Source organism: Methanoculleus thermophilus (genome assembly GCF_001571405.1).
In the GTDB taxonomy this organism is placed as follows: Archaea; Halobacteriota; Methanomicrobia; order Methanomicrobiales; family Methanoculleaceae; genus Methanoculleus; species Methanoculleus thermophilus.
The window spans coordinates 468,532-486,841 of record NZ_BCNX01000006.1; the positions used below are offsets into that span (position 1 = coordinate 468,532).

At 59.6% G+C, this 18,310-nt stretch carries 18 protein-coding genes; 10 read left to right on the forward strand and 8 right to left on the reverse strand.

The window, feature by feature from the left end; genetic code table 11:
- Positions 1–15 precede the first annotated feature (15 nt).
- The 4 genes from MCUTH_RS05630 (at position 16) to MCUTH_RS05645 (ending at position 4,137) form a co-directional block, all read left to right on the forward strand.
- Positions 16–711, forward strand: coding sequence for an ABC transporter permease (locus tag MCUTH_RS05630; RefSeq protein ID WP_066956732.1), 696 nt, complete (start codon positions 16–18; stop codon positions 709–711).
- A gap of 4 nt (positions 712–715) precedes the next feature.
- Positions 716–1,801, forward strand: a complete 1,086-nt coding sequence (locus MCUTH_RS05635; RefSeq protein WP_066956736.1) for an ABC transporter ATP-binding protein — start codon at positions 716–718, stop codon at positions 1,799–1,801.
- 400 nt (positions 1,802–2,201) lie between these two features.
- Positions 2,202–3,083, forward strand: coding sequence for an ABC transporter permease (locus MCUTH_RS05640; protein ID WP_083524784.1), 882 nt, complete (start codon positions 2,202–2,204; stop codon positions 3,081–3,083).
- Complete coding sequence (locus MCUTH_RS05645) at positions 3,070–4,137, forward strand: ABC transporter ATP-binding protein (RefSeq protein WP_066956739.1); 1,068 nt, start codon at positions 3,070–3,072, stop codon at positions 4,135–4,137. Before MCUTH_RS05640 ends, MCUTH_RS05645 begins: the two co-directional genes overlap by 14 nt.
- A 279-nt stretch (positions 4,138–4,416) precedes the next feature.
- Here MCUTH_RS05645 and MCUTH_RS05650 read toward each other — a convergent pair whose 3' ends face one another.
- From MCUTH_RS05650 to MCUTH_RS05670, 5 genes are all read right to left on the reverse strand, one after another.
- Positions 4,417–5,550, reverse strand: coding sequence for a putative sulfate/molybdate transporter (locus MCUTH_RS05650; RefSeq protein ID WP_066956742.1), 1,134 nt, complete (start codon positions 5,548–5,550; stop codon positions 4,417–4,419).
- A gap of 251 nt (positions 5,551–5,801) precedes the next feature.
- Positions 5,802–6,809 carry a mechanosensitive ion channel family protein gene (locus tag MCUTH_RS05655; RefSeq protein ID WP_066956746.1) on the reverse strand — a complete coding sequence of 336 codons (1,008 nt, stop codon included), beginning with the start codon at positions 6,807–6,809 and terminating at the stop codon, positions 5,802–5,804.
- Positions 6,806–7,690 (reverse strand): mechanosensitive ion channel family protein, encoded by an 885-nt coding sequence (locus tag MCUTH_RS05660; protein ID WP_066956750.1) that lies wholly within the window; start codon positions 7,688–7,690, stop codon positions 6,806–6,808. The genes MCUTH_RS05655 and MCUTH_RS05660 overlap by 4 nt, the downstream gene beginning before the upstream one ends.
- 43 nt (positions 7,691–7,733) lie before the next feature.
- The gene (locus MCUTH_RS05665; protein WP_066956752.1) at positions 7,734–8,102 is read right to left on the reverse strand and encodes a hypothetical protein; all 369 of its coding nucleotides are present in this window, start codon (positions 8,100–8,102) and stop codon (positions 7,734–7,736) included.
- Between the two features lie 50 nt (positions 8,103–8,152).
- Positions 8,153–8,389 (reverse strand): hypothetical protein, encoded by a 237-nt coding sequence (locus tag MCUTH_RS05670; RefSeq protein WP_066956755.1) that lies wholly within the window; start codon positions 8,387–8,389, stop codon positions 8,153–8,155.
- Positions 8,390–8,478: 89 nt separating this feature from the next.
- Between MCUTH_RS05670 and MCUTH_RS05675 the strand changes: the two genes are divergently transcribed.
- The 5 genes from MCUTH_RS05675 to MCUTH_RS05695 all read left to right on the forward strand — a co-directional run bounded on the left by MCUTH_RS05675 (position 8,479) and on the right by MCUTH_RS05695 (position 13,146).
- Entirely contained in the window at positions 8,479–9,288 is an 810-nt protein-coding gene (locus MCUTH_RS05675; protein WP_066956758.1) for an amino acid kinase family protein, read from the forward strand.
- A gap of 76 nt (positions 9,289–9,364) precedes the next feature.
- Entirely contained in the window at positions 9,365–10,063 is a 699-nt protein-coding gene (locus tag MCUTH_RS05680) for an ABC transporter substrate-binding protein (protein ID WP_066956761.1), read from the forward strand.
- A 366-nt stretch (positions 10,064–10,429) separates the two neighbouring features.
- Complete coding sequence (locus tag MCUTH_RS05685; protein ID WP_224732733.1) at positions 10,430–11,305, forward strand: substrate-binding domain-containing protein; 876 nt, start codon at positions 10,430–10,432, stop codon at positions 11,303–11,305.
- A 58-nt stretch (positions 11,306–11,363) separates the two neighbouring features.
- The gene (locus MCUTH_RS05690; RefSeq protein WP_066956767.1) at positions 11,364–12,065 is read left to right on the forward strand and encodes an ABC transporter permease; all 702 of its coding nucleotides are present in this window, start codon (positions 11,364–11,366) and stop codon (positions 12,063–12,065) included.
- Positions 12,066–12,069: 4 nt separating this feature from the next.
- Positions 12,070–13,146, forward strand: coding sequence for an ABC transporter ATP-binding protein (locus MCUTH_RS05695; protein ID WP_066956770.1), 1,077 nt, complete (start codon positions 12,070–12,072; stop codon positions 13,144–13,146).
- A gap of 89 nt (positions 13,147–13,235) precedes the next feature.
- Here the strand turns inward: MCUTH_RS05695 and MCUTH_RS05700 are convergent, their stop codons facing one another.
- On the reverse strand, positions 13,236–14,609 hold the full coding sequence (locus MCUTH_RS05700) for a P-loop domain-containing protein (protein ID WP_066956773.1): 1,374 nt from the start codon (positions 14,607–14,609) through the stop codon (positions 13,236–13,238).
- Between the two features lie 94 nt (positions 14,610–14,703).
- On the opposite strand from MCUTH_RS05700, the gene MCUTH_RS05705 reads away from it, so the two are divergent.
- Positions 14,704–15,486, forward strand: a complete 783-nt coding sequence (locus MCUTH_RS05705; protein ID WP_066956776.1) for an MBL fold metallo-hydrolase — start codon at positions 14,704–14,706, stop codon at positions 15,484–15,486.
- A gap of 2 nt (positions 15,487–15,488) precedes the next feature.
- Here the strand turns inward: MCUTH_RS05705 and MCUTH_RS05710 are convergent, their stop codons facing one another.
- Entirely contained in the window at positions 15,489–16,751 is a 1,263-nt protein-coding gene (locus MCUTH_RS05710; protein ID WP_224732734.1) for a PAS domain S-box protein, read from the reverse strand.
- Between the two features lie 234 nt (positions 16,752–16,985).
- Positions 16,986–18,170: a hypothetical protein gene (locus MCUTH_RS05715; RefSeq protein ID WP_066956779.1), complete on the reverse strand. Its 1,185-nt coding sequence runs from the start codon at positions 18,168–18,170 to the stop codon at positions 16,986–16,988.
- Positions 18,171–18,310 lie beyond the last annotated feature (140 nt).

Consider the following 18,310-nt stretch of genomic DNA (forward strand, 5'->3'; position numbering starts at 1 on the left):
GGAGGGCAAGGGCGCATGGTGAATGGGAACCCTATCATCGAAGGGTTCATCGAGGCCATCGAGCTCATCATCACCCTTGATCCCCAGGTGGTGGAGATCACCATCCGCTCGCTCTACGTCTCCCTCACCGCCACCTTCTTTGCGTCGCTGATCGCCCTGCCTCTCGGCGCGCTCATCTACTTCTACGATTTCCGGGGCAAGCACGCGGTCATCTCCACGCTCCAGACGCTCTATGCCCTCCCGACGGTCATCGTGGGTCTGGTCGTGTTCCTCCTCCTCTCAAACGTCGGCCCCTTCGGGTTCCTTCGCCTCCTCTACACCCCCGGCGGCATGATCGCCGCCCAGACCGTCCTCATCATACCGCTCCTGATGGGACTGACAGTCACGGCGCTCTCGGGGATCGATCGGGACAAGCGCTACACGATCACCGCCCTTGGTGCGAGCAGGTTTCAGACGGTCCTGACCATCATCGCGGAGGCACGGTTCGCGGTCATGGCCGGCATCCTTCTCGGCTTCGGGAGAGCGATCGCCGAGGTGGGGACGGTGATGATCGTCGGCGGGAATATCCGGGGCGCCACCCGTGTCCTCACCACGGCGATCGCGCTCAACACATCGATGGCAAATTACTCCCTCTCGATTGCGCTCGGGATCATCCTCCTTGCGGTGGCGCTCGGCGTGAATATCGCCCTCTCTCTCGTACAACGGCGGTGATGCCATGACAATCATCGAAGCACACAATATCACGAAGTTCTACGGCGATCTGAGGGTTCTGTACGACGTCGACCTCTCGGTCGAGGAAGGAGAGATCGTAGGATTGATCGGCCCGAGCGGCTCGGGGAAGAGCACGCTCCTCCGGATTCTCGACCTCATCGAGCCGGCAAACGGAGGAGAACTCTCGATCTTTGGGATCGATGTGGCGAGGGAGCGCGGTCGCTGGCTCGATCTGCGCCGCCAGATGGGAATGCTCTTTCAAAGACCGGTCGTCTTCAATGCATCCGTCTACGATAATGTCGCGATGGGGCTGCGCTACCGCCGGGCCCCCGCCGACGAGGTCGATCGGCGGGTGAAGGAGGCCCTCGAGGCCGTCGGTCTCTCCCGCTGCATAAAGAGCCGTGCGACCGATCTCTCCGGTGGCGAGCAGCAGCGGGTGGCGCTCTCGAGGGTGCTCGTGACAGATCCCCGGATCCTCTTCCTGGACGAACCGACGGCGAACCTGGACCCGGGCTCGACCGCCACCATCGAAGCGATCGTGACGCAACTGAACCGCGAAGCCGGGACGACGGTCATCATGAGTACGCACGACCTTATGCAGGGGCAGCGGCTCGCCCACCGGATCGCCGTGATGATCGACGGCACGATCGCCCAGACAGGAAGTTCAAGCGAGATATTCCATGCGCCGAAGAACCGGCGGATTGCCCGGTTCGTGGGTGTTCAAAACATCATCCCGGGCCGGGTCGTCTCCCGGCGCGGGGGCCTCACCGTCGTGGAGGCGCGAGGAAAGGAGATCCTCTCGGCGACCCCGCCGCCCGCCGACGAAGTGGAGATGGTCATCCGCGGGGAAGACATCTCCCTGCACCGGAGAAAACCCGGCTACGAGGAGGCGGAGAACCTCTTCTCCGCCGCGATCGTCCGGATCGAGTCCACGGCGCCGTTCGTGAACGTTACGGTGAACTGCGGGTGCGATCTCTCCGCGCTCGTGACCGCGAGGAGGGCGGAGGCCCTTGAACTTCACGAAGGGATGGAGGTCTGGGTCTCTCTTCAGGCAAAGGCGGTTCATCTTATCCCGATGGAGGGGTCTTGAGTCAGATTCAAAGCGATACCGCCTGGTCCCTGCTCCTTCAGGGACTCCTGCGTTAATTATCGTACATTAACTCCATCCTGAATGAATACCTTTAACAATGGAGTTTTCAAAAGAATTTCTTCATGAAGATAACCCCTCCAAGCGCGTTTATCTCTCAAAACGCCGCTGCCGGGGTCCAATTCTCCGGCCGTATTGGGGCGACGGTGACCGACCCGGCGTCCGACACCAATATTCGGACCCCTGCACCAACGACGGCCAGCCTCCGATCGTGCCTGCAGGCAGCTACGGCAGCGTACCTCGCGCTTTCCAGTCGCTTGTTGCGAGCAAGGCCTGATCCTCACCTCATTTTCTGGTGAATCTCAACACTGCACCTATTTGGGCATTCAGCAGCATCACAACCATGAAGACCGAAACGCTCTCATCCGATCCTTTCCCGGCAGATAGGAAGACGGCCGTTACCCGGTGGAAAGAGCACCGTGGGTGGTACGTGGACTGGTGCACCGTATGGTTCTGCGTCCTTGGCGGTCTGATCGTCGGGATCACGGTGCTTGCGCTCGCGAACATAGCGATGACGGAACTCGCCGATCCGGCTCACCTCCTTGAGGTGGCACTATCGTCGGAAGTGATCCACTCGATCCTCCTCACGTTTGGTGCGGGAGCGAGCGCCGTCCTCCTCCTTATCCTCTTTGGGACCCCGCTCGCCTACGTCCTTGCGCGATCCCGTCCTTCCCGCTTAAAAGGGGTCGTCGAGAGCATCGTCGACATCCCCCTCATCCTGCCGCACACCGTGGCGGGCCTGCTTGTCTACCTCCTCTTCATGCGCCGGGGATGGCTCGGCGCGCCGCTCTCGGAGATCGGGCTCGCGTTTGAGGATGCATTGCCGGGAACGATCGTTGCGATGCTCTTTGTTTCTTCCCCGTTCTTCATCAATACCATGCGCGAGGGATTCGAGATGGTGCCGGTCCACATGGAGAACGTTGCCCGCACGCTCGGGGCGGACACATTCACAGCGTTTCGAACGGTCACCCTTCCTTTAAGCCTCCGGCACATGTACAGCGGAGCCGTTCTCGCCTGGGGAAGGGCCATTGGGGAGTTTGCCGGCGTCGTCATGATCGCCTACTACCCGTTCATCATATCGACGCTGATCTACTACTTCTTCACGACTGATGGAATCTACACGAGCAGGAGCATCGCATTTACGGTCATCCTGGTCAGTCTTGGGGTATTCTACCTTCTGCGGAGGATGACCCGGTACTTAGGGAGGTACGATGATAGAGTTTGACCGCGTCTCGCTCAATCTCGGCTCGTTCTCGCTTGACGACGTCAGCCTGACAATCGGTATGGGCGACTACTACTTCATCGTCGGGCCTTCGGGTGCAGGAAAGACAGTCCTCCTCGAAGTGATTGCCGGACTCCACCGGCCGGACAGCGGCCGCGTCCTCCTTCGAGGCACCGAGATCACCACCCTCCCTCCGGAGAAACGGGGGATCGCCCTCGTCTACCAGGACTACTCGCTCTTTCCGAACATGACGGTCGTGGACAACGTCTCATACGGCCTCCGGGTGCGGGGAATGCGAAAGAATGAGGCCCGTGCCGAGGTCGTCCCACTCCTCGAGCGGTTCGGGATCGGTCACCTCGCCGACCGCTACCCGGGATCCCTCTCCGGCGGCGAGCAGCAGCGGGTGGCGCTTGCACGGGCTATCGCGGTGAAACCGGATATCCTCCTCCTCGACGAACCGCTCTCGGCCCTCGACCCAATCACGCAGGAGAAGTTCATCGCCGATCTCAAGCGGCTCCACCGGGAGGACGGGCTCACCATCGTCCAGGTGAGCCACTCCCGGCGGGAAGCGCACCACCTCGCCACTCGTATGGCGGTGCTCATCGATGGAAAACTCGTGGACGAGGGGGAGGCGGGGGCCGTCCTGAACACTCCCCGCAGCCGCGAGGTCGCCAGGTTTGTCGGGATCGAGAACGTCCTGGATGGGATCGTGACCGAAAACGATGGAGGGCGAGCGATCGTGGATCTCGGGGGGTGGTCCTTCGAGGCGGTGACGGATGCCGCCACGGGCGAGGAGGTCACCCTCTGCATCCGGGCCGACGATCTCATCATCTCCGTCGGGCATGATCCGCGTACCAGCGCCCGGAACAGAGTGGCCGGCACGGTCGTCTCGGTCGTGGAGAACGGGCCAATTGCCGAGGTGCGGGTGGATGCGGGCGTCACGCTCACTGCGGTCCAGACCCGACGGTCGGTGCGGGACCTGGGCCTTGTCCCGGGAACGCCAGTCACCCTCTCCGTGATGGAGACGGGGGTCCACGTTATCCGTTCTTTTTCTTAAGCGAGAGGGAGGGGCCGACCAGGACGACTGTAGCGCCATTTGCCGCCACGATGGCAAGGCCTCCCTTTATCACTCCATAGGCGAACCAGAGAAGGGCATCTGTGGGGAAGATAACGAGCATCGCAAGCGAAAGTTCGGTGGTTGACTGCGTGCGCCAACCCGACAGATCTGCGGTGCAAACGCGGCTGTCATGAGCGAGCCGGGGCGACAAGACCGAGTGCGATTATGGTATCGTGGTTCAGCGGTCTCTCCCGCTGAACATGATAACCCCCGGTCTGATCACGACCCGGACTGCCGGCTGCCTTCCCGCCACTTGAGAGCGTAGGCGAGAACCATCCCTATGATGAACGCAAACGTGAGGCCTATTATGAGGGTGAGGATCGCGATGACCGCCGTGACCAGGTAGGACTCCGTCTTGATGCTGTGTTTCCCTAGCTCTATCGCTACAAAGACGAGGAGCGCTCCAAAGATCCCGAGCGGGATGAGTGTCAGCACCTCCGGCGGGGCGAAGGCAAGGGCGAAGATGAGAATGAAGATTCCGGCGACGATATTCGCCCCGCCGGTCCTCGCGCCGAACCGGTACATGGCCGCAAGCCCCCCGGCGCCGTGGCACATCGGAAACCCGCCGAGCGGCGTCGAGACCAGGTTCATGACCCCGATCGTCCGGGAGAGCCGGTCGGGGTCCACACCCTTCTTTGGGAAGAGGTCGTAGGTGAGGAGGGATGTCGCGAGGATGGCGTTTGCAATCGTGAGGGGAATCTGAGGCAGCGCAAGGTCCCAGGTCGCGGCGATGAAGTCCGTCGGCATCGGAATGAGGAGGGCGGGAAGGGGCATCAGGCGGAACGGCGGCATCCCCTGCGTGGCGATCCCCATGGCAAGCCCAATGATCAGGACCAGGAGTGCGGAGATGTCGGGGATCCGGGTGCGCTGCGATACGATGAAGAAGGCAAGGATGATTGCTATCGCGACCGCCGCAACAAGGAGGTCGGGGAGGATATAGCCAAGCGATGTCTCCAGGAGGACGAGTGCAAGCCCCGCCTGGACGCCCCGGATGACGCTCTTTGGGATCCGGTCCCCGAGCCACGTCATCCCGCCGACGAGTCCGAGCACCAGGAAGAGCACGCCGACGACGAGGCCCGAAGCCACGATCTCGGCACCGCAGAGTCCTTCGGCGATGACGATGGCCCCGATCGCCTTCATCGGCTCGATGGGGATTGGGAGGCGGTAGTAGAACCCGGTGATGATGAACCAGGCGGCGAGGAAGAGGAAGAAGTGGCTGACGTTCACGTCCGGGCAGACGATGGCCACACCGAGCAGAATCGGGAAGATGGTGCCGAAGTCGCCGACCGCTCCGGCGATCTCTTCAAGAGAGATCCGTATGCCGCCCATTCCCGTCCCGGTCTCCTCTGCCATCCTTCCCTCTTTGAGCCCTCCCTCGATTCAACGATTATGAATTGAGGATCCGGTGCGTCAGTGCTCTCTGATGCAGTATACTACTGCAACCAGGTAAGTAAGTGTGTTTATTTAATGGTGTTTATACGGGTCGATTTCTAATCGGGATTTCCTGCATGAAGGTATCCGTGCAAAAAGAATTCTGCATCTCGTTCGCCTTTCTGCAATCGAAACCTCTTGTTCTGGCCCTAAAGGGACTAAAGACCCAATTCTCACGTCGCCTGTCCGGGAGCGGTGCCCCTCTCGCGGCCTTCGCCGGTCGGGGGAGAGATCGGAGGGCCGGGTTCCTCCTCCTCCTTCTTCTCGTCGAGGAGGCCTTCGGCCTTCAGCCGTTCGATGGCCTGGTCCAGGTACTCCGAGACGATCCTGTCCCTCTCGTGGATCTGCCGTATCCAGACCCGCACCGTCAGCCTGATCCACTCCTCCTTGATCGACGAGACCTGCACCTTCGGCTCGAGGAATGCCTGGTCGGCGCGGGGGAGATCGGAGGAAAGGCGCCCGATGTAGGGCAGATCGAAGAGGCTCTGGAGGGCGGACCGCTCGGCCGGCTCGACGTGGGTCAGGATCAGGGGATGGTCATGCGCGGCGGTAAGCGCGATCTCCTCCACCCGCGTAAGATCTGCGGTGATCGGGACGGCGAGCGGGATCGAGACCTCCAGAAGTCCGGCGCGGGAGTAGTTGATCACTTTTGAGGTTATGATACTCGAATTCGGTGTGAGGATCAAACCGCCGTCGAGACCCTTGAGGGTCGTCGTCGTGAGGGAGATATCCTGCACCTTGCCGGGCCCGGTCTCCGGCCTTCCGCTGACGCTCACCCATTCCTCGAGCTGGATGGGGCGGTTGATGGTTATCAGGACGCCTGCGATAACGTTCTGGATAATCTGGCGCGATGAGAAGGCTATGACGATACCGAGGATACCGAGCGAGGCGGCGAAGGCCGTTGGATCGAAGGCGAGGAAGTGCCGTGCGCTCGCGTAGATCCCTCCAAGGGTTATGCCGTACTGCAGTACGGCCGATGTCCACTTGGCCGTCCCACGGGATACCCGCCCGTCAAGGACCCGCCGAAGGAGCATGTAAGCGAGGTTGCCGAGGAAGAGAAACCCGATAAGCGTGAAGAGGAATGCGAGGAACGCATCGAGGGGAACTCCGCCGATGAGGAGCGAACCGCTCTCCTGTATGGGGGTGAGGTGAGAGATGGTAGAATTAATTCCTTCCGTCATGCCGCATCGACCTTCACCGGGATCTCCTCGGCCGAGAGACGCCTGAGAACTTCTCGCATGTACCGGGAGATGATATCGTCCTTCTGTGGGATCTTGCGGGTCCAGACCCGGATGACCAGTTTGATCCAGCCGTCGGTGACCGATGTGATATGGATGGCCGGTGCAAGATCTGCAACGTCGGTGCTGTCGGAGGAGACGCGCCAATTGTAGGGATGGTTCAAGAGATCCTGAATAATGGAGTGCTCGACCGCATTGGGGTGCTGAATGATACGCGGGTCGTCGCGCGCCACTGAAAGTGCGATCTCCTTTGCCCGGGTCAGGTCCGCCCAGGCCGGGATGGTGATCGAGACCCGGATCTCCATCAACCCGCCCCGGGAGTAGTTGACAACCTTTGAGGCTATGATGCTTGAGTTCGGCATGAGGATGAGGGAGCCGTCGAGCCCCTGAAGGATCGTCGTCGTGAAGGAGAAGTCGCGCACCCTGCAAAGCCCTGTTGACGGCAGCTCCCCGACGACGATCCACTCCTCGAGCTGGACCGGGCGATTGATGGTGATAAGGATACCTGCAAGGATGTTCTGCGTGATCTGGGTCGATGATACGGCCACGACGATACTGATGATTCCAAGCGATGCGACGACGGCGTTCAGGTCGAAGGCAAGGAGATACCGGGCACTCGCATAACCCCCGCCGATGATGACGGCATACTGCAGGATAGCCGCCGTCCACTTGGCCGCCCTCGGTGAGACCCGTCCATCCAGTGCTCGTCTAAGAAGCATGTAGGCGAGGTTGCCAAGGATGAGGAGCACGATGAGGGTGAGGATGAACGCGAAGAACGCGCCAATGGATCCCCCACCGATGAGGGATGGCTCGCTCGATTGCATCTTAGGTGTAGTGGGTGTGAGAGAGAATTAACCCACTGTATCATCAGTCGCCGTCCTGACACCCGGGGACGGCTGCACGAGCCTGCAGTGCCGAATAGATGTCTGGCCCTAGGACCTCTTTTGCGCGCTCGCCGTAACGCTCTGCTATGACTGCAAGGAGCTTACGGGTCCCCGAGGCTGTGGTGGAGATTCCGACCCGTTCCACCCGGCGGATCAGCCCGTCGCGCTCCATATCGCCGAACCGGGGAAGGACATAGTAGTGGGGTATCCCGAGGTGCTCGGCGAGCTTTCGGGTCGTAGGGAACCGTATGGTAACTCCATCTGGTGAAAAACCGATCGTTATGCAGCGTTCCTCTTCAAGAAGGATTCTCGCGGCCGCGTCAAAGATGTCGTCGTGCTCGTGCGTGGTCATCCGATCGCAACAGTAGTTGCACCCGACGGGAAAAAAGAGAGTCGGTCTGGTTACGCCGCTTCGGCTGCCTTCATCTCGCCCCGCTCTTCCTCGGGCATCTCCTCGAGGTAGACAACCTCCGCCCCGACGTCTTTTGCAATCTGTTCGAGTTCAACTTTGCGGAAGTGGGTTCCCTCGACTTTCAGGTGTTTCTCATCGCCCTGCTCTTCGATAACGGCGACGACACGGAACCTGGGTTGCTTCACACCGGTGCCGACCTTCTGGCGCTCTCGTACGTAGATCTTCATACCGCATTCATCTCCTATCAGGTGGTATACCAGTTGGTATACCCCAAAGGGATATAACGTTTTCCCTCAAACTGAAAGTCAGTGGTTTTATGGCAGAACGGATTGAGATGAGATCGAGGTTCAAAGGTGAGAGCCTGGTCCGGCGAACCCTGCTCCGCGAGACCGAGGCGGGCGAGCAGATCAGGATCATGCCGGACTTAAACGTGGTCAAGATCGGCGGCCATGGCGTCATCGACTACGGACGGGCCGTGGTCTACCCGCTGGTAGAGGAGATCGGGGAACTCTCCCGGAACCATAAGATCCTGGTCGCCACCGGCGGCGGCGTCCGGGTCCGGCATATCCTCGACGTCGGGATCGACCTCGGGATGCCGACGGGGGTGCTTGCGGAACTCTCGGGTAAGATCAGTGAGCAGAACGCGATCATGCTCTCCATCCTCCTCTCGAAGTACAACGGAGTTCGGATCACTCCCGGCGATCTCTTAGATCTCCCCTCGATCATATCCCTTGGAATGCTCCCTGTCGTCCAGGGCACCCCACCCTACGGGCTGTATGAGCACCCGCCGAGACTCGGGAGCATCCCGCCGCACCGGACCGATACCGGCGCCTTCCTGATGGCGGAGGTCATCGGCGGAAAGAGTTGCATCCTCGGAAAGAACGTCGACGGTCTCTACACCGAAAATCCTTTTGAGAACCCCGACGCCGAGTTCATCCCGGAGATCACCGCCGACGAGCTCCTGGAGATGCACCTTGAGGATATGGTGCTCGAACCGATGGCGGTCGAGCTCCTCCGTGATGCCGTCCACGTGAGAGAGATCAAGATCGTGAATGCCCACGTGCCGGGGAATATCACGAAGGCCGTGAACGGGGAGCGGGTTGGGACCCTGATTCGGGCCTCGTAAACCTCTCTGTCAATCTTTTCCCATTAACTCGAAAGATGGCTTATTTAGCCTTGTAGGTCGATCAGTACAATATCCTATGACTATCTACCTTGGCATTGACGACACCGACACCCGCGAGTCCCGGGGAACCGGACGGCTCGCTCGCGCGATTGCAGCAGAACTCGCCAGGATGTATACGGTGACGGGGGTGACCCGGCACCAACTCTTTGTCCACCCCGCTGTCCCTTACACCTCGCATAACAGCTCAGCGGTCATCCACATCCATGAAGAGACAAACGGGGCCGTGGCCGAGATCTTTGAGACGGCAAAGGAACTGATGCTCGCCGACTTCATCGAGGGGAGCGATCCCGGGATCTGTGTCGCTGGCGACCGAAAGATCAACGGCGACATCACCCACTTCGGGCTCGCCGCAAAGACGAGTATCGTGACGCAGGATGAGGCGCGTTCCCTTGCCCGCGAGGCCGGAATCCTCCTTGAAGGGCTTGGAGGTACCGAGGACGGCGTCATCGGCGCGCTCGCTGGGGTGGGTCTCGCGGCATCGGGGAACGATGGCAGGTTTGTTCAGAAGGGAACGATCCGGGACCTACGCGGCAACCAGACGATTGCGGCGATCCTTAATTCCGGCGTCGACCGGGTCATGACCCGCGACGGCGCAGCGGTCGAGGAAGGTGTCGTCGCGCTCCGGAAGTTCCCAAAACCCGCCTGCGTCGGGGGAAAGGCGATCCTCTACGTCGAGGCTGACGGCGAGGGATATCGCGATATCGTGGTGGGATGAACCGCGGAGATCCCGGTTCTCTATAAATCTTTTTTGAGTTCGCCTTCGGCGGTCAATCCCTATCCTCCCATCGCACCCCTCGCAGTTGCTCGTTCTCTTTCCTGTCTTCGGGCTCCTAGTCTATTAATCAGCATCTTTACTGCGACTGCCGTTCCGCGCCCGGCGGCGGGGGGTCGGCGGAGCACCCTGTCCCGGGGGCCTTAATAATCAAATTTAGTTTCTTTTTTTTCTGTGTTAATATGATTAACTTTATTAAGTTTCTATTAATTCAAAACAGTTCTATTTAAATGTAGATATCACGATATCTCTTTGAGAACTATGCAACAAAGAACCATTTTTGCAGTTACGGCCATATTGGTCGCATTTATGCTCATCTGCGGCTGTACTGGGACGACATCCGACCAGACTCCCGGAGAAAAGCAGCAGCTCCGTATCGCAACGACGACCAGTCTCTACGATACCAAACTCCTCGATCACCTCACCCCGATCTTTGAGGAGAAGTACAACGCCGAGCTGATCATTGTCTCTGGCGGAACCGGCAAGGCGATCGAGTATGGACAGCGGGGCGACGTTGACGTCCTGATGGTGCACGACCGTGCACGTGAAGATGCCTTCCTCGCCGACGGCTACGGTACCAACCGGCGCGTATTCGCCTACAACTACTTCATCATCATCGGACCCGAGTCCGACCCGGCCGGCATCAAGGGCATGGACCCCGAGCAGGCATTCACCACCATCCGTGAGAAGGGAATGGCTGGTGAGAATGTCGTCTTCGTCTCGCGCGGCGACGCCTCGGGAACGCACTCAAAGGAGCAGGCAATCTGGAAGGCAGCCGGATTCAACTACTCGACAGATATCCAGGGCTCCGGCAGCTGGTACCAGGAGGCCGGGACCGGCATGGGTGCGACCATTGCGATGGCGAATGAAAAGCAGGCCTATGCTCTCTCCGACATCGGGACATTCCTTGCCTACAAGGGCGATGTTGACCTCGTAGCGCTCGTCGACGAGGGCGATGCCCTGCTCAACGTCTACTGCGCAATGCAGATCAACCCCGAGAAGTACCCCGACACCAACACCGCCCTCGCGAAGGACTGGATCAACTTCCTGATCTCTGACGAGATCCAGCAGGAGATCGCCTCCTTCGGTGTCGAAGAGTATGGCCAGCCGCTCTTCTATGCCGCCCAGAACGACTGGGAGAAGATCGGCGTGCCGCAGGCTGAAGTGAAGGACCCGGTCCTCTGATCCAGCCAAAAAATCTACCCTTTTTGTCCAGGAACGGACCACAGTTAGGTGCCAAAGTATGTACGAGATCATCGAGGGATTTCTGGAGGCGCTCCGGCTCATCATAACGCTTGATCCTGATGTTATGGCAATCTCCTTGCGGAGCATCATTGTCTCATTCACAGCAACGATCTTTGCCTCACTGATCGCCGTTCCGCTCGGCGGCGTAATCTACTTTGGGTCGTTCCCGGGCAAGAAGAGTCTCATTAACCTGATTCAGACCCTCTACTCTCTGCCGACGGTCATCGTCGGGTTGCTCATCTTCCTGCTCCTCTCCCGCGTCGGGCCGTTTGGATTTCTGCGACTGCTCTTCACCCCGACCGCCATGATCATCGCACAGACGGTTCTTATCCTGCCGATCATGATCGGTCTTACGATATCCGCTCTCTCGGGGGTCGATCCGATCATCAGGGATACCCTCCGCTCGCTTGGAGCGACTCGTTTTCAGTTCCTCGCAAACACCATGAAGGAGGCCAAATTCGCGATCCTTGCGGCCGTTGCACTTGGATTCGGGCGGGCGATATCCGAGGTCGGAGCGGCGATCCTTGTCGGCGGCAACATCATGGCGTCGTCATTTTCGAGTTCGACCCGGGTGCTGACGACCGCGATATCTCTCGAGACCTCGATGGGGAACATCTCTCAGTCCATCGCACTCGGGATCGTCCTCCTCGCAATCGCTCTCGTCGTCAACTTCGTCATAACCACGGTCCAGCACAGGTGATCCCATGATTGAACTTGAAGGCGTCAGAAAATCGTTCGACGGCAAGGAGGTGCTTGCCGGCGTTTCCGCACGCATCGAGCGTGGGGAGATCTTTGCCGTCATCGGGCCAAGCGGGTCCGGAAAATCAACCCTGCTGCGCCTCATCGACCTCCTCGATACCCCGACAGGAGGCGCGATCCGGATCAACGGCGTCGATATCCATGCAAATCGTGAAGAGAGTCATAGAGTACAGCGGATGATGGGGATGGTCTTCCAGAAACCCGCCGTCTTCAACACGACCGTTGCGGAGAATATTGCAGTTGGACTCCGGTTTAGAGGGATCAAGGAGGCGGCGATCAAGGCGAAGGTCGAGGAGGCCCTTGCCGTGGTCGGCCTTGCCGGCTACGAAGAACGGCGGGCCAGAACCCTCTCGGGCGGGGAGATGCAGCGGGTGGCGCTTGCCCGGGCGATGGTGATCGAACCGGAGATCCTCCTGATGGATGAACCGACCGCAAACCTTGATCCCGTCTCGGTGGAGAAGATTGAGGAACTGGTGGTGCGGATCAACCGCGACCTCGGGACGACGATCGTCTTTTCGACCCACGATATGTACCAGGGCCAGCGGCTTGCCCACCTGATTGGCGTACTGATGAACGGGCGGTTTGCGCAGGTAGGGACTCCGCGGGAGGTCTTCACCCATCCGGCAAGTCGGGAGGTCGCCCGGTTCGTCGGGATCGAGAATATCATCGACGGCGTCGTCGTCGCCAGCAACGGCACCTGTGCCGTCGATGCTGGCGGCGTCAGGATTCGGACTCGCTCGCCGCTTACCCCGGAGGAACTGGTCAGTCTCTGCATCCGTTCGGAAGACCTGCGGGTCACCCCGGCAGGTGAGGCGACGACCGCGCCGGGAAAGAACACCCTTCCCGGCATCGTGACCTCGATCGTGCCTCGCGGCCCGTTCAGCAGGGTGACTGTCGACTGCGGGATAACCCTCTCGTCAATTCTTTCCTGGAAGGTGGTCGACAATCTCGGCATCCGCGAAGGGAGCCATGTTGCGGTCTCGTTTGCGGAAGAGTCGGTTCATGTTGTCAGGCGGGGATGAGGGATTCCCGCGTGTTGGACTCTCGCGTGACCCGTACTATTGCGGCTGCACGGGTCGAGACGATAGACCCCAACCATCTTTTCTCAAGTCTACCGGTCTTTTGCCGCGAGGTGCTCCCGTACCTCCACCAGGTACCGATCCAGCCGGCGCCGGAACTCCCGGGGATCGAGGCCCCGCGCCTCGTGGCCCGACAACTGCAGGATACGATCGGCCTGCGCGATCAGGATGTCGAGCGATGATGCTGCGTAGATGAGCGTCGTCTCCCCGAGCGCCTCTCGCCGGGTGGCGAGCAGTGTCGATAACGGCGTCACCTCGCCGCTCTGGAGGCAGCCCGGAACCAGCAGATTTGTCGCGGAACGGTCCTCGTCGAGGATGAGGATCGGCACCCCGGCCGAGAGCGCGGTCTGGATCTCGTGCGCCATCACAAGCGACCCGCTCCCCTGACCGGATGCCGCCCCGGGATGGCCGTCGATCCCGGGCGGGAGGCGGCCAAAGAAGAGGCTGACGTCCGCCCTATCAAGGTGGCGCTCGCCTGCCTCAGCCTGGGCGATCCCGCCCAGGCTGACGAGGAGTTCCCGCCCGTCCCCTGCGGCATGGTCGTCCTGTCCGGCGATGACCGCATGAAGGAAGGTGCTCTTTCCCTCGGCGTTCGAGCCCGCGACCGCAAAGACCTCCCGCCGCTGCAGCCCAAGACCGGTCACGACCCTGCCGCTCCCGGCGAGTTCCACCTCGACCGGATCGAGTTCCAACGGGCATCGGAAGGGGATGTGCGTCCCCTCTTTCGGGCCCGCGATCCGGTGGTGACACCGAAACTGAGTGAACTGGCGGGCCGGCCGCGTCCCGTCGCCGATGAATGCCACAAGCCCCATCTTCGGGAGAGCGCGTCGGAGCGCCTTCTGGTCGATGGAGAGTTCTCGGGCCGCGGCAAGGTCCCTCTCGGGCACCCGGCGCACGACACGATCGATCGCCTCGAGGAGTGATCCGAGCCGCTCGAGAACCTCTCTTACCGTGGCATGCGTGGGCGGGCCCGGGTACGGGAGGGCGCCCCTGACGACGAGATGAAGCCCGGAGCCGTCAATCCGATTCTCGTTGTCCGGACGCCAGAGGTTCGTTCCGAGGGCACTGTTTGACGCGATCAGCGTGACCGGCTCCACGTTCTGCAGGCAGTGGGCGGGGTGCTCCGTCCCGATCCCGGCTATCGGACCGAGGTCCCGCTCGGTGGGGACCGCCGCCTTGATTGCCTCGATAATCACCCCGACAGCCCCATCGCCACCCAGATCGAAAATCTGTACCGGGAGCAGCACCGGGATGCTGAACCGGAGCGCCGTTGTATCGAGCGACCGGACAAGGTACGTGTTGACGAGGTCACGCGCTGCCTCCCGGTCGATGCGCACCCGGCCCCCGTCAAGATCCGCGATGATCCGGTGAACCTGCCCCTGCCAGGATTCCGCCGCCCCGCTCATCCTTTCTCATCAGGTAATGGTCTCCTGGATCCAAAGGTTTTCCGCACAACTGCCCGCCGCGCCCTTAAATAGAGATGCGGCCCACCATTCTATAATGGAACTGATAGTCCTTGCGAGCGGGAGCAAAGGAAACTGCACCTACCTGCGAGGGGAGCGAGGTGCGCTGCTCATCGACGCAGGGCTCTCAGCACGTGAGACCCTCCGGCGCCTTGCGGATGCCGGTGCCGATGCATCGCTCATTGAGGGCATCCTAGTCACCCACGAGCATATCGACCATGTTCGGGGCGTCGACGTCCTGGCAAGGAGGCTTGGCGTCCCGGTCTATGCGACCGGCGGCACGCTGGCCGCGCTTTCCGGGAAATGCAGGCAATCGATGGAACTGCGACGGTGCAGGTGCGGTGAGTCATTTGCTCTCGGCGACTTTTCTGTCGAGCCCTTTGCCGTCTCCCACGATGCTAACGAGCCCTGCGGGTTCTCGGTCACTGAGGGCGACCTCCGCATCGGGTGCTGCACCGATACCGGGACCATAACCCCGACGATCTTCGATAGCCTCGCCTCCTGCGATGCTATCCTTCTTGAGAGCAACCACTGTCCCAATATGCTTGAGAATGGTCCGTACCCCGCCTATTTGAAGAGCCGGATACGCTCAAAGCGCGGGCACCTCTCAAACCCCGACGCCGCTCGCTGCCTGCAGCGGCTTGCCGACCACATTCACATGGCCGTGCTCGCCCACTTAAGCGAGATCAACAACACGCAGGAGAAAGCGTTGGCGAGCGCCCTTGAAGGCCTCGGGTTCTACTCCGACCAGGTTGCCGTCACCGTGGCCTCCCAGAACCCGGATCCTCTGCACCCGGAGTTCTGCGGTCTCCAACTCTGATATCACGCCTTCCGGAGCGTGCAGACCATACCTATCACGCCACCCGTGACATCGGTGATCGGAGCAGCAGAGATGCGGACCCACTGGCTTAATCCCTCGTTTCCTACGAGCAGGGTTCCCTCAGTGCACTCTGCAGGTCTGCCCTGTCCGAGAACCTCCGATGAGAGAACTTCCCGAATGTTATCGCCAGAGAAGAGCGACCAGATCTCTCTCCCGGTCAATTCTTCACTCCCGTAGCCGATCAGATCCCCGGCGGCCTCGTCAGCGATGACGACCACCCCGGATGCATCGGTGGTGATCCTTACCTCGGCATCATCAGCAATCAGGTTGATCGATGAATCGAGCCACTCTTCTGCGGCTCTTCGCTCGCTCATCTCAATAGAATGGAGGAGTTGCTTGAGTTGCTCATTTGTGCGTTCGAGTTCGGCAGTCCGTTCGGCGACGAGTTCCTCCAGGTGTTTGTGGTGGCTCTGGAGTACCTGCTCTGTCTGCTTTCGCTCCGTAATCTCCCGGATGATGGCCATCAAGTGTGTGTCATGAAGCGGCACGACACGGGCCTCATAGTATCGCACTTCCCCGTTCTCCGTATGGCAGAACTCCAGGGACGTGGCAGGGGCACCGGTCTGGGCGGCCTGCTGAACGGCGTCCAGGAGTGCGTCGCCAATCTCTGCCGGGAAAATGTCCTGTATGCGCCGTCCGAGCAGTGTTCTCGGTACAAGCGAGGTCTTTGCCAGTCTGCCGATCCTGGTGTTGATGATCGTGCCGTCGATGTTTAATCGGAGGAAGAGGTCGGGAAATGCCTCAACCACCGCCGTCAATTCCGACGTGATCTGCCGGAGGCGTTCTTCGATCCGGACTTGTTCGGTGACATCCCTGACAGTGAGCAGATTGCAGCCGCTACTGAGTGATGATCGCCTGATCTCGATATCGCGGACTTTTCCGTCCCCGCAGACCACGCTCGTCACGAGGCTGTTTCGGCTCCCCTGGAGCAGTTCCTCCCACATCTCCTGTACTCTCTGACGGTATGCCGGGTTTGGGTGGGCACGCTCAAGCCAGGCAGAGGTTGTCGGAAGATCTTCGAGAGTATATCCGGTAATCCTGGTAAACGCCGGATTGAGATACTGGCACCTGCCTTCAGCATCAACCATGACGAACCCATCGGGCGCTTCAAAAAGAATCGAGCGGTAAGTCTCTTCATTGAGGTGCGATTGGTCGTGGAATGTTTCCCGCTTGGCGCCTCGACTAGTATCATTCCCCGTCATCATAACTCCCTCTGGTAGCTCCTGGACTGCGGACTCTGCCTATAGAAATTTTTCCCCGCAAGTTATTATAAATCCATCGTTCTTTACTTTCTACATATATTGCTGATAATCTTTTTTTGATTGATTTCGATCGGATTGCTGTAAATTTACCTCATTAATGATTTTTTTGCCTCTAGATAGGCACATGCAGTCTTGAACAGGGAGGAGGGGTGCGGCCTGGCTGCTCCAATGAGGAGTTCACAGTCGGTCTTCGCCGATCTTTAAGACACGCATACAATACCGGTCGACACTGGTGATGAAGGCCGATTTCGCCCGAATTTCCCGGCCTTCGCCCCCATCTATATAATCGCGGAGAATGTAGTCCAGCGCTGTAATGTAGTAGTCTCGCGCGGATGCGATCTTCTTTGCCTCCTCAAAACAGAGATAACTCGCGGCCTTATGGTTGCACATGATCTCGAGCACGGTATCCAGCAGCAGGAGCGGGCATTTTGGAAATCCCTTTATAATCGCCAGTTTCCGAAAGTTCGCGTAAGGTTCTGGTTGCGCCCCGAGGATCGCAAGTTTCAAACCAGAATAGAGAGTGTCGTGATCGTTGGGATACTGTTGCAGCATCTGTTTGACGATCGCGGCAGCCTCGCTTCCTTTGCGCAGTTCTATGCAGGTATCGAACGCCTCTGCGAGGAAGAATTTGTTGTCCGGGAACTGCTTTATGGCATGGCCGAGGAGTCGCTGGCGGTGCTCAAGGTCGTTCTCATGCTTTGTCTGCAGGATCCCGATGCGGTAAAGCCCCGATTCACTTGGGAACCAGGTGAGTGCCAGATCGAACATCGACCAGAAGATCTGGTTCAGCCGGGTTCCTTTGCGGTCAAACACCCCCAGACGGTTGAGCGGGGGTCGAGACCGGGCGAGATACAGCATCTCTTCACGGGCACGGATCTCCATATCACTGGATTGGGCACCCTGCTCCCCGTTGACTGCCCGGGATTGGATATGGTAACAATAGGCAATTGCGGCGTTGATCCGTCCGTCATAATTTCTATGACGCATCAGATAGTCGGTCGCCAGGTGATAGTTGCCTGCGTCGAGCAGCCTGAGGGCCACGATCACATCGAGGGTTGTGCGCTCTCTCTTTCGCCGCTTCCCCCTCATGGCGTGCCGCAGAATCTTCTCGAAGTATTCGGCTGTTGGGGCTTCGCGCGTAGCGTTAATGACCGTACCGGTGATCGCATCGATGAAATCATCGTAGGCCCTATCGTCCAGGTTAGGAAAGGTTTTATCAAGCGTGGCGGTAACATGCCCGAAGAAGACTGGGAGATTTGCCTCAACCCGGGCTATGTTTTTTTCGATATAACTATTCATAGTTGCCTGAAGTTGCTCGAGTCTTCTATTCCCGGGCACCTTGGACCGCCATATGCCTTCCATGTATTTTAGGAATGTTTAGCGAAAGATATCGTTTACTATATGTTCCTCTCCGGGTTCGTCCGGGATGCAGCCAAGTACGGTGTAAGAGATCCGCTCTCCTCCGTCCCCTCGCGGCACGCCAAAAGACAGAAGCATTGATT